Below are 12,318 nucleotides of genomic sequence, written 5' to 3'. Positions count from 1 at the left end.
CAGATTTTGAGACTAAGTCGTCATATGCTATTCGAGTACGCAGCACAGATCAAGGTGGTTTATTTTTTGAGAAAGCATTTACTGTTACGGTGATTGACTTAAACGAAACGCCAACCGATATCGCCTTGAGCGCAAATAGCGTTAACGAAAACGTAGCAGCTAATTCAACCCTTGGTTCATTGAGCTCTAGCGATGTGGATGCGGGCAGTACCTTCACATATACTTTAGTAAGTGGCACAGGAGCTACGGACAATGGAGCGTTTAATATTAGTGGTAGTAATTTACGTATCACAGCTAGTCCAGATTTTGAGACTAAGTCGTCATATGCTATTCGAGTACGCAGCACAGATCAAGGAGGCTTATTTTTTGAAAAGGCAATAAATATAAATGTAATTGACGTTAACGAAGCACCTACTAATATCGCATTAAGCACAATATCCATTTATGAGAAGAATGGTGTTGGTGCAGTAATCGGTAATTTAAGTAGTACAGATGAAGATGCTGGCGATAAGCATAGCTACAGTCTAGTAAGTGGAGATGTTGCAGCATTTAGGATTAGCGGCAACCAGTTACAGGCTAATGTGGTTTATACTCATGCAACAAAAAATATTTACGACATTGTTGTTAAATCAACTGATGCAGGTGGTTTAACGGTCAATAAAGCCATTCGAATTACTATCCTTCAATCACCTGTATTGTTTGGTAGTGCAAATCTTCCTCAAAACAAGCAATCATCAGCTACAGGGCAGAATGTTACCATTAGTAAGGGATATAGTGCAAACCTTAATTTAAGTGGTTCTAACATCGTTAAATATGCTTGGAGTCCGAGTACAGGATTAAGTGCGACAAATATTTCGAATCCGATAGCAAATCCGACTCAGACTACAACCTATACTGTACGCGTAACAAATGCTCAGGGAGTATCTACGGATGTTTACATTACAGTTATAGTTCTTGATGATTACAACATTACGCCCAATAACGTGCTTAGTCCCGATGGAGATGGTGTGAACGATTTCTGGACCATTGAAAACCTAAACACTTATCCAAATAATGAAGTCAAGATTTTTGATAAAGCAGGAAGAGTGATTTATAGTGTAAGAAATTACCAGAATAACTGGAATGGTCAGTTAAATGGAGAAACACTTCACGAGGGCGCTTACTATTATGTAATTAATCTTGGTCCAGGAATACGTCCTAAGATTGGATACATCACCCTATTTTCAAACAAATAATTAATACATAATGAGACCTAAAGTTTATCTATTTATACTTTCTTTTTTGCTGTTGAACAGCTTAAATACGTATTCACAAATCAGTTTGTTGGATGCCCAATTTTTCCAGAATCGTTACCTTGCTAATCCAGCAATGGCTGGTTTGGATGGAGGCTTGCGAGTTAATCTGGGCTATCGTAATCAGTGGAGCAATGTGCCGGGAGCACCTATTGATCAGAACTTCACCATGGACTACCGCAGAGATAAGGTGGGAACCGGTTTAAGTGTAATTAATGCTAGGGCAGGAGAGATAAGTCATACCAAGATGTATGGAACTTATTCTTATGCTATACAGGTTAATAAGGGTTCTAAACTACACTTCGGAATGAATCTGGGCGTTCAGACGGTTAATTTCGACACTCAAAATATTATTGGTGATCCCAATGATAGGAATATTACCAATTTCAACGATCGTAAAGCATTAATTGATGGTGATTTCGGATTTGGCTATACCAGTGATCGCTTTAGCATTGATGGTGCAGTTTATAACTTAAAATCGCAGTTCAGTAAAGATAATGGCGATTTAAATTTGGGCACCGATTTCAATCTTTTTTATGTAGGAACATCGTATTCAATTCCGATGGCAGAGTGGCGAATCAATACTAAGTTGGCTTATCGTAACATCAAAAATTATACAGATATTGTGGATATAGGTGCGGAAGTAAGAACATCTAATAACAAGCTTGGCTTTACGGGGATGTACCATACCAATAAGAGTTCAACTTTTGGCATCAGTTATTTACATAAAAATGAATGGCAGTTTTTAGGGATGTACAATAATGCGCAGAGCCCAATTTCGAATTATGTACTTGGTACATTCGAATTGGCTTTACAGGTAAGTGTTCAAAACCTATTTAATAAAAAGAAATAAGTCTAATTAAGGAATCTAAAATTAATAACCTGCCTTATTTGAAAAAATAGGGCAGGTTTTTTGTTGTAAAATCTGTCTTGAAACCTTATTATACGCTTTTATTATACAGCTTTCCCCTTGAGCCAATATTTCCTAATTATCATAATTAAGCAAATTGGTAAGACCACAAAAACCAAGCTAATTATGTAAAAACCTAGATAGAAATTATAATTGGTATGCCTCATATATTTGTGAATATGCATTCCATGTTCAATGTATCTGAGGATTTCTTCGTATCCGATTATACAGAAAAATAAAAGATGTGAAACAAGTATTAAAACAATTTTTTGAAGTGTGGTCATCAGATTAATTATAGTCCATTTATGTCAATATTATAAAGGTAATTGATTATTTGATAAGACACACAAGCCTGCGATTCTAAGCTCAACATTTTGTTTAACGAAAATAATTTTCTATCTTTGTATTGCATTACGAGCCAATCTTAATTGAAAATGGCACCAACCGAGTGAAGTACACCACGGTGGTAAAACGATGCGGATTTACGGAATCAAAATAAAAAACTGTATCCCCACATTTTATCGTTATGCAATATTTATTCATTTAAATTATTTGCATTATGTTATCACAAATTTATTCAGATCGCGCGGGCGACGCAGAAATCATTGAAAATTATTTTCAAGCTTTTCAAAAACTTAATGATGAGGAGCTCAGTCAGAAATGTAGTGAGGCAAAAAAGCAGGGCATATTTGGTGTTCACCGACAGTCACTTTATCTAATTGCTCTTTTTAAAGCTGCTAAAGATAGGGGCATGTCCGCTCATCTCGATGTTCAAAGAAATGGCGTGATAAATTTTAAAGAATAATAGTATTAATTAACAATTAAAATACACAAAAGACTTATATAAGCCTTATTTTATTGGAAGAGTATGGAAAACGAAAAATTAAATTCAAATCAAGAATATAAAAAGCCAGGTTTAATGTATGCAGATTTATTAGCAAGAATAAGAGGTCGTTTGGAGTCAAAAAATCTGCATAGCAAGGAAACGCCTAAAGAGCTTTCTGAGGAGCAGAATGATGCTACTATTAGTGTAAGCTTTATTAAATGGAGGAAAAAGCTTTAAAGCGTCGCTAAATCAATTTGGAGGTCATGAATTTGATCTTCAGGATCTAGCGATTATTAAATGTAAGCGTTCCTAACTTCGTAACAATGTTAGTCAGGTAGAGAGCGTAAAGGAAATTACATCGTATTGATTTTCTAGGTATAATTTCTATAAAAGCCTCTATTCATTCTTTAAACTGCTTAATATTATTTTTTAACTCAATGAGCGCCGTGAAAACCAATAATGCTGATTGTAATGTGATTGTAAAACCTAGGTAATCCAATTGTCAAAGGACTGGAATTCTGATTTAACCACTTAATTATCAGTATTTTTAGAAAAAATTAAAAAAACGAATTCACGTTTTTAGCATTCACCAATTAAAATATTTCTTATGAAAATTAAATCAATCGCTCTAACATTATTTGCTGCTGTAGCAATCTCTTTTTCTGCTAATGCTCAAAAAACTATCGTTGATGTAGCTGTAGGATCTGCTGATCACACTACATTAGTTGCTGCTGTAACAGCTGCTGACCTAGTTGCTACTTTACAAAGCGCTGGTCCTTTTACTGTATTTGCTCCAACAAATGCAGCATTCGCAAAATTACCAGCAGGTACTGTTGAAACATTATTAAAAGCTGAAAACAAAGCTACTTTAGCTAAAGTTTTAGCTTATCACGTAGTTGCAGGTAATTTAAATGCTGCTACTGTTGTAAAAGCAATTACTGACGCTAAAGGTTCATTGAGTATTAAAACTGTTAGTGGTGGTACTTTGGTTGCTTCTTTAAAAGACGGTAAAGTTATCTTAACTGATGAAAATGGTGGTGTAGCTACTGTTGTTGCTACCGATTTAGCTGCAAGTAATGGCGTTATTCACGTAATTGATACGGTTGTTTTACCTAAATAATTTTATTTAGTAAAAGATCTTAAAAATTTGAAGCCACCAAGGATAAACTTGGTGGCTTTTTTGTTAATTGTGATTAGGTGATTTATTGCACCTGCAATACCACCTAGTAGAGCCCTTGGGCTAAATTAAAAGGCAAAAAGGTTAGTTAGCTTCGGAAAATCTGATTCCACTCCCTAGGTGGTCGTGGCCCCTCGTATTTCAAAGCATCTAACTTATCATGTAATGTCTTTACTTTAACCTTTCTGTACCCTGCACTAATCGAATTCTGGTACTCTTTGGCTTGTATTTCCTCAATTTCTTTAATCAGTTCTTGGATATTATTCTCACTCATAATGCTGCATTAAAAATTCTTTAATCGTTTTTATATCCCTAAGGTCAATTTCATTTTCTTCTAGCAAATCTTTGATATCATCTGCATCAATTAACTCTTTACCATTATTAAAGTATAATGTAGAGGTAAATCCTTGACCGGTAGTTGTGTAATCTTCTTTTTCGTCAAATTGGTCGTAGTCGCCATCAGGTAAATTATACGAATAAGAAGAAACTATACCTGAATCAAACTCTACTGATATATTATTAATATCAAATATACCAGGCTTAACCTCTAAGGTATAACTTTTCCATTGGCCCCAACCATAGGCTTTTTCATCTGAAACAGCGATGTGTACAAAACTACCTTTGATTGAAATATTAAAGCATAGTTTAAGATTATCTGAATCAGGTCGTTCATATTTCAAAGAGATAGCTACAATCTTTCCATTAGGCAATTGCATATCAGTGGCTGGCTCACCCATCCCATAGGTATGATAAATATCACTGCATTCATGCCAAGAATTACTATAGATATAATCTGACCAAGAGTCGTCACTCTCTAAAAATTCAAGCATTATTTCATCAGAAACTTCACCTGCAACATCTTCACTTAGGTAACAATTTCTATCATATCCAAGCGTAATAGTGCCTGGTTCAGCTATATAGTATTGAGTTCCTACACCAGTTTCGTGTTCGTTGGTTTGTTTATTTAATAGGATACTTTCAAAGGTATGTTTAGCAGAAAGAGTATCGCCAAAATCGCTGTCTTCAAATAAATTAACATAGTTCAGAATATTTAATTTTTCAGTGATTTCGATTAATGAATCTTGTAAAGAATAAGACCACTCGATGTTCCGTATTTTCGAAGGATCATGAGCAACAATGAAATTAAATATTTCAGGTATAAACTTCTCTTCTAATTCCAGATAATCAAATACATCAATGTTAATTTCTATTAACTTCATTAATAAAGTTAAATTCCGATTTTCTTCCTCTAGCGCTTTTACTAATTGTGGCTGAAACTCAATTAATTTGAACAAGAAATCTTGATCATTTAGTAAAGCATCATCAAATTTTAAATTTCTAGACTTATTACCTTTCGCAATTGCTAAGATGAGTTCTTTATCTTTACTTAATTTATCTGGTAAAGCCAATTCTGTTAATCCCCAATAGGATTCTTCATTGTTATTTATCCCATATTGCATTGCCAAATTTTTGGTTTTTTGCAGTTTTTCGGGCAAATAAGTATACTGTTCGAAATTTAATTCTAGGTAAGGAATTAAAAAAGCTTCAGTATACAGAATGCTATGATCAAAGAAACCATCCAATATTTCAAAGTCAATTTTTAATCCTGAAAGACTTCTTAAAAAAGCTTCATCTTTTTTAAATGAACTTGGGAGGTTGTCAAACTTGGATGACAGATCATCATAATTATCCGATTTTAAATAGGCATGTGCTATTTCATGGTTTTTCTTTAAACCTGCAGAAATTAGAGGGTATAGTTCTAATCCTCTTTGCACGACTTGTGCATTAACATAATCGCTTTCATTGAATTTCTTACCCAATATTTTCTTTAAGGCATTATAGTTTTCTTCTGTCGGAAAATACTCGAAGGCTTTTTCTATTATTTGTAAATCATTATCCCAATTTGTAAATAATTCCTCCCAGTTAAGATTTAATCCACTCTCAATGGCTAAGCAAACATTTTTTATGGTATTGCTAATAGGTTCATAATAGTAAACCTGGCCATTTTGATTTAATCCATGTGTTAATTGATCCTCACTTAGTGGATATGATCCATTTGAATCGGATACAAAATACCATGGATCTTCGAAGAAAGTATGATCCATCAGCTCTAAAACATTCGAATCAATAGAATAAGCATGTATGAAAAAGTCATCAAGTGGAGATGGATCCCTCTCTATAAAATAGCTAAGTAAAAGCGGATCAATGGATAGTATTTTTTTGGCAATAGACTTAGCCTCTTGCGTTGTCCAATCAAATTCTTTAGATACCAAATGACAAGCCTCAGGATTGCGTTTTAAGGCGATTTCAACAAAAGAATTATCCTTTCTTTGTTCTTGCGATAAGAACTGAAGAAGATTTCCATTAATTGACAATAATTCTTTTAAGAATTCATTGGATAATGTTTCATCTTCTTCAAGATATTTTAGAGCCCAAGAATGAGTCTTTAACTGTTTTTTAATTTCTTGTTCACCTAAAGCTTTTCTACAAGATTTATATTTTAATGGATAGGAGGTAATTTCTAAAATTGATAATAATAAATCTTTGTTTTTAATCAAAAACTCCTCGGATAGAAATACGATTTGGGTAGGATCAATTTTAATCATTTCCAAAATCTCATTCGTACTAAGCTTATCTCCTAAGGTTTTTATAATCCTTAGTTCTTCAGTATAGGAACCTTCGGCTGAATTTAAAATGGAACTAAACTTAATTGCTTTAGAGTGAGATAATGTGCTAAAATCACTAAAAATCCCACCATTGATTTTAGAAATATAATCTATAATTGCCTTATCACTGTATATTTCTGAAGGGAGCAGTTTATATGATTCTGGATTTTGATGAAGTGCGGTCCAATAAATCTCTGGATCGGTTAATAACTTTTCGTCAATATAACGGATAACCATGCCATTTAAACTGATAGCCTCCTTCACAAAATGCTTATCAGCTTTTAACTCCGCAGAGCAGAATTTTATAAATACTGGCATTTTTGCAACAATGCCTTTCATGAATTCTCTATCTGCTAAAATGGACTTATCAGCGAATGCAATGGTAAAAATATTTTCATTTACTAATTTGCCCACAAACTCTTTATCCTTTCTTAAAAACTCTGGAGCATAATATAGAACATTATTTTGCGCTTTAGCAGCAAGGATGTATCGCATGGCAATATCCTTATCCATCATAAATGAATTAGGGACTTTGCTTATGTTAAATGGATTTTCCTTTATGATACTAATCACCAATTCTAGATCAAGTTTGCCATCAATAAGAAGAACTTCATCTGGTAATTCTGTTAACATTAGACCACCATCTGCACTTTTAAGGGCAATGTTTAGAATTTCTCGATTTTGCCTAAATTCATCTGGAAGTTCAGGGTAATTCATTGCCCCATCCACTTCCACAGCTAGTTTAGCAAATGCTTCATTAGTTTTTAGATCATCGTTTTTATTAATAAGTGTGCTATAACTATTCGGTTTTGCTTTAAGATAATTAAAACAAAACTTTTCATCCTTCAACAAATCATCATCAGCATATTTTAATAATCCAAATTTTACAATAAAATCAGCGTCATCACTAAAAAACTGCTGATAACCCTGCAAAAGAGATTTACTGTATGACAATCCTGGAATACTATATTCAGAATCTTCTTTAAGATAAGTCAAAAGTTCCTTGAAAAATGTAGGGTCATTTTGGAGATTAGATGGCAGGATATCAAAAGTAATTTCATTATATCCATTTTTAACAGCGATCTTTGTTAATTCTTTATTTTTATACTCATCAGGAAGATTTTCGTAATAATTATAATTATATTCTATGACTTTGTACAAGCTTGCTTGATCCTTTAGGTCAATATATTCTAGGAATGTTGAGTCATAATATCCATTTTCAGCCGCGAATTTTCTGATATCGTCCGAGCTTGTATAAATTGGGGCTAATAGCGGAAAGATATCAGCATCTACTTCAATCAACGCCTTTAAATTTAATTCATTTTTGAGTAAGGACTCATCTGCAAAATGGATCTGATTTATATCTTCTTTTATAATTTCGATCAGTTTTTTAAAATCACTATAATCAGAAATCGGGTACTTGTTTGTTAAGACTTCTTCTTCCTCCTCATTCTCCTCATCATCTTCTTGCACCTCTTCCTCGTCGTTTTGATCCTCATCATCTTCGTACTCGTTTATTTCTTCATCTTCTTCGCCTTCTGGATTAATGTACTCATCAATTAATTCGTCTAATACTAGCTCATAAGTTTTTCCATTTAATGAAATCTCATAACTATAAGCTTCCCCAACATTATCATCATAAAGATCTTCCTCTCTTGGAGCTACATAATTAGATAATTCCCAAACGTCTAAATTCCCATCCTCATCTTGTAAATTTTTGGGAATATCCGTTATGCCATCTAGGTCGGTAATTTCAAACTCTACTCCATTATCTAAATTTCCTGCTCTATCAAATTCATATTCAACATTACCCCAAGCGAAATAGTCATCAATTAGTTCTCTTCTACTTAATTGACCCTTATAGTAGTTTTTTAACCCTTCAACTAATTCTTTTCGGTCAATTTTACCTATCCAATAAGAGTCATTAAACCAATTAACACGATTAACCTGAATATTTGATTTTTTTACTTTGTAAACCAAAGAATAATTCAAATCTGAATATTGTCTAGTATAAAAGGTAATTTGAATATGCTTTAAGGTTTTATCAGAATTGATTTCTTCTAGAATTTGAGGGATAGTAACTCTATCAATTTTAAGCGGTCCATTTTCTTCTATTAATTCATCATTATCTTCATCAGAATCCTCTTCTTTTGGTTTAGAAAATGAATAAACATATTTGCCATCACAATAGAATAATACTATTCCACTTGGATCTTCATCTTTATATTCTTTTTTTGCCTTATTAGCTTCTTTTTTTCCGATTAGTTCTGCTAAATCAGACCATGAATCCATGTCAACACTGCCTAAAGTGTTTACTAAATCACTATAACCAGTGTCATCCTTAACGGCAGCTATGAAATCTTCTGAGTCAATGGTAAGGACCATAATCTCTCCATCTACCAAATAATTTTCTAAAAACTCGCTTAAATCATCATTGCCATATATTTCTAAAAATGCATCAATTAAGTCTTGATTAATCTCTTCTTTTTCGGGGACTTCAGTTACCTGCTTTACAGACGTATTTATTGGTTGGTCAAGCTTCTCATTTAAAATGGCTGACAAGAAATCTAGTGCTGCAGCAACAGCAGATTCTACATCATCAAATTTAGGATTATCCTTAATTCTCAAGCCATTGCTAGCAGCATCAATGGATTGATATGCCAAAGAAACAACCTTATTTATGAAATCCTCATCTCTTGTATAATAACCGATTTTAATTGCTCCTTTAACGGTATTAAAAAATAAATGAGTTCCCCTAGCAGGACTCACAGTTGGTATGTAGATGTCGAGGAAATTATCTTTATTAATTTTCTTTGCTTCAGCATCTGGGAATACGACTTTAATGCCAGCAAATAATTGCTCCTGTAAACTTAATCCTGAATTTGAGTTGTGTGATGATTCTGATGCCATGTCTTTCTTAGCTATAGGCTTAATAAATTACCCTAAGAGATTAATTGTTTAATATTCTAGATGATCTTGGTAGATTTTTGTTTAAGATAAATATATCTTTTTAAATTCATAAATATTTTTATTGTGTTCATATTCAATAAATTAATTTAATATTAATTTTCACAATTATTTTAAAATCAATAGTCCGGATATTTGCTCTTTGTAAAAGCATTTAGTACAACATCAGGTATACTATAATTGATAAGACTAAAATTCAAGCAAGAGTTTCTAAAAATAAAAAGCCACTAAGTGTCCTCAGTGGCTTTTTATGATTTTAAACGTAAATTTTAAAAAAAAATTTAAATCCAAAGCTTTGAACAGTTCTGAAAATAAATTTTTAAATAGAAATCAATAAATTAAAATAGTCTGCCAAATAAAATCTTACTCTTATTTAAATCAAGATTTATGTCTTCTAATTCATCAATTTCCCCATCAACTTGTGCGTGATCCATCATGAATCTAACAATATCATTTCGACCTTCCTCCGTATCAATGTTTTCATGGATTATATAGCAGAATGAAGCAGTTATATCCGATAAGATGAACGATTGTTTTTTTAATTCTCCAATCATTTCATAGGTCTCGTTTACAAAGTCAGCGCAATCATCTTCATCATAATTAAACCAACTTCCCATGGCAAGTGCCGACTGAGATACATCATTAACTGCATCATCGGTGTACTTTAAAATTTCATCCTCATCCTCATCATATTCTCCTTCTGGTTTAAAATTTGAACCTGTGGTAATAATAACAAACAATATTTTATGAAATAGATTGCAGATAAGCGTATTTGTTGATGCATCAATAACTATGCGATCGCCAATTTTTACTTTTTTACCTTTTTTAGGTTTTTCTTCAGTTTTGGGAGCTGATTTTTTACTGTCAGCATTCGGTTTAGTGCTTGCACTCTCACTCTCACTGTTTTTTGTTGCAACACCCCCATAAATCTCAAGGTATGAATCCAAAACCTCGTTATTAACATAGGTTAAAGGATGGAAGTCATGTTTTATAGCTCCCAAAACCAATTGGAGTTTTAGTGGATTCCAGTCCGATGTTAATTCTTTCCAACGTTCTAAGCAAAAGTTATGAAAACCTTCCCTTTCAAAATACACATTGAAGAATTGGAATACTTCAAATGAGTCATTATCATCAAATCCCCCAAGCACTTGATCAACATTTTTATTTTGTGTAATTCTCGAATAAATACTCTTGGCAGCCGTAATGTCATCCATTTTAATATCTAATCCTGGATTCTCATCCACAAGAATAAAATCATATAAGATTAAAGCAAATTTTTCGTCAGCGCTCAGTTGCTTAAAATTCCCAGAAGCCTTTAATAAAAGTGTGTCTACACCTTTATAGTCAATTTCTTTTAGAACTGATTTCAATCGGTTTAGTTCTAAATTTGGATTTGTTTTTAAGATTAAAAATACCGGGAAATATCGGTCTTGAGCAGATAAATTACCACTTGGCGACTCATTTTCATCAAGTATGTTTCCAAGTTTAATAAGGAAACTAATTGTGTCTAATAGTAATGTTTGGTCTGAAAGTGCATTAATATCAGACACATACTTTTCTAAATAATTTACATATTCATTATGTGTTTCAAACTCTTCATCATAAATTTTTTCAGCATCATGCATGGGTTTCAATAGGAGTGCCCCAATACCAAATCCATCTTCGTGCATTATTCTTAATATGTCATCTCCAATTTTGGGAACCACAGATAAACTGGTAAAGTCTAAAAGTAATTTCTCAAAACTGGTTCTGAACCCGTTAGAACTACTCGAAAGTGCTAAATAATAATTTCTTAATAATTGAATTGATGTAAGAAAGGATTCAGGATCATCAAAACAATATTCATTTGATTCTTTTTTATTGGCTTTATTCGGACCCGACTTTGTTTGTGAATTTTGCTTTGCTTTCGCCTCCTCTTTTTGAGTTGGTAGACTCTTATCCGATTCTTTTTTTGAAGCTTGTTCCTTCGTTGGCTTAGCTCCTTTTTGCTCTTCCTTAGATGCTTTAATAGGTGCTTTAACCATATTATTGAGCATGGAATTAGCAGATGAAATAGCTTCCTCTACGGAATTAAATTCTGGATTGCCAAGAGGTCTGATTCCCTGGCTATAGCGCTCCAAACTTTTAGTTCTTTGTAAAATTTCCTCGATAAAATCCTCTTCGCGACAATAAAATCCAGTTTTAATTAAATCTTTGCTCGTATTGAAGAATAAGTGCGTTCCTCTTTTTGGATGTACAGAAGGAATATGAATATCCAAAAAATTGTCTTTATTGATTTTCTTTACTTCTGCTGTTGGATGTAAATCCTTAATTTTTTTTGCAAGTTGATCTTGTAGGGAAAGAGCCATGTTTTTTATGAGAAACTAATTAATTACACTAACTAATTAATAATTTATTGGTAGTTTGTTATGGTAGATTTGAACTAAATTAATTTTTTTAAATTGGAAAATATATTTTTTTTAAATTTAACAATATATTCG

The 12,318-nt window shown here is 32.8% G+C and carries 8 protein-coding genes and 1 riboswitch; of the genes, 5 read left to right on the top strand and 3 right to left on the bottom strand.

Annotated features, from left to right (window positions below):
• From QZ136_RS03760 to QZ136_RS03740, 5 genes are all read left to right on the top strand, one after another.
• Nucleotides 1-1,235: gliding motility-associated C-terminal domain-containing protein (locus QZ136_RS03760; RefSeq protein ID WP_291400483.1), on the top strand; the 1,235-nt coding region annotated here is incomplete at its 5' end.
• Between the two features lie 10 nt (nt 1,236-1,245).
• Nucleotides 1,246-2,145, top strand: coding sequence for a PorP/SprF family type IX secretion system membrane protein (locus QZ136_RS03755; protein ID WP_291400481.1), 900 nt, complete (start codon nt 1,246-1,248; stop codon nt 2,143-2,145).
• A gap of 460 nt (nt 2,146-2,605) precedes the next feature.
• A riboswitch (SAM-I-IV-variant riboswitch) is annotated at nt 2,606-2,710 on the top strand.
• A gap of 51 nt (nt 2,711-2,761) precedes the next feature.
• Nucleotides 2,762-3,007, top strand: coding sequence for a hypothetical protein (locus QZ136_RS03750; RefSeq protein WP_291400479.1), 246 nt, complete (start codon nt 2,762-2,764; stop codon nt 3,005-3,007).
• Between the two features lie 63 nt (nt 3,008-3,070).
• Nucleotides 3,071-3,265, top strand: a complete 195-nt coding sequence (locus QZ136_RS03745; RefSeq protein WP_291400477.1) for a hypothetical protein — start codon at nt 3,071-3,073, stop codon at nt 3,263-3,265.
• A 370-nt stretch (nt 3,266-3,635) separates the two neighbouring features.
• Nucleotides 3,636-4,148: a fasciclin domain-containing protein gene (locus QZ136_RS03740; RefSeq protein ID WP_291400475.1), complete on the top strand. Its 513-nt coding sequence runs from the start codon at nt 3,636-3,638 to the stop codon at nt 4,146-4,148.
• Between the two features lie 145 nt (nt 4,149-4,293).
• Here the strand turns inward: QZ136_RS03740 and QZ136_RS03735 are convergent, their stop codons facing one another.
• From QZ136_RS03735 to QZ136_RS03725, 3 genes are all read right to left on the bottom strand, one after another.
• A complete protein-coding gene (locus QZ136_RS03735) occupies nt 4,294-4,479 on the bottom strand; it encodes a hypothetical protein (protein ID WP_291400469.1) in 186 nt (61 codons plus the stop codon).
• Nucleotides 4,472-9,781 (bottom strand): DUF4116 domain-containing protein, encoded by a 5,310-nt coding sequence (locus QZ136_RS03730; protein ID WP_291400467.1) that lies wholly within the window; start codon nt 9,779-9,781, stop codon nt 4,472-4,474. The genes QZ136_RS03735 and QZ136_RS03730 overlap by 8 nt, the downstream gene beginning before the upstream one ends.
• A gap of 395 nt (nt 9,782-10,176) precedes the next feature.
• Nucleotides 10,177-12,186: a hypothetical protein gene (locus QZ136_RS03725; protein WP_291400465.1), complete on the bottom strand. Its 2,010-nt coding sequence runs from the start codon at nt 12,184-12,186 to the stop codon at nt 10,177-10,179.
• Nucleotides 12,187-12,318: the final 132 nt, after the last annotated feature.

Origin of the sequence: Daejeonella sp., from assembly GCF_017495225.1 — a bacterium.
Classification (GTDB): Bacteria; Bacteroidota; Bacteroidia; order Sphingobacteriales; family Sphingobacteriaceae; genus Daejeonella.
This window is presented reverse-complemented; position numbering and strand designations above follow the sequence as displayed.

What these genes read in the sequence shown, in the direction of transcription:
- QZ136_RS03755 (WP_291400481.1), top strand. Translation starts at nt 1,246, where the DNA reads ATGAGACCTAAAGTTTATCTATTTATACTTTCTTTTTTGCTGTTGAAC.
- QZ136_RS03750 (WP_291400479.1), top strand. Translation starts at nt 2,762, where the DNA reads ATGTTATCACAAATTTATTCAGATCGCGCGGGCGACGCAGAAATCATT.
- QZ136_RS03745 (WP_291400477.1), top strand. Translation starts at nt 3,071, where the DNA reads ATGGAAAACGAAAAATTAAATTCAAATCAAGAATATAAAAAGCCAGGT.
- QZ136_RS03740 (WP_291400475.1), top strand. Translation starts at nt 3,636, where the DNA reads ATGAAAATTAAATCAATCGCTCTAACATTATTTGCTGCTGTAGCAATC.
- QZ136_RS03735 (WP_291400469.1), bottom strand. Translation starts at nt 4,479, where the DNA reads ATGAGTGAGAATAATATCCAAGAACTGATTAAAGAAATTGAGGAAATA.
- QZ136_RS03730 (WP_291400467.1), bottom strand. Translation starts at nt 9,781, where the DNA reads ATGGCATCAGAATCATCACACAACTCAAATTCAGGATTAAGTTTACAG.
- QZ136_RS03725 (WP_291400465.1), bottom strand. Translation starts at nt 12,186, where the DNA reads ATGGCTCTTTCCCTACAAGATCAACTTGCAAAAAAAATTAAGGATTTA.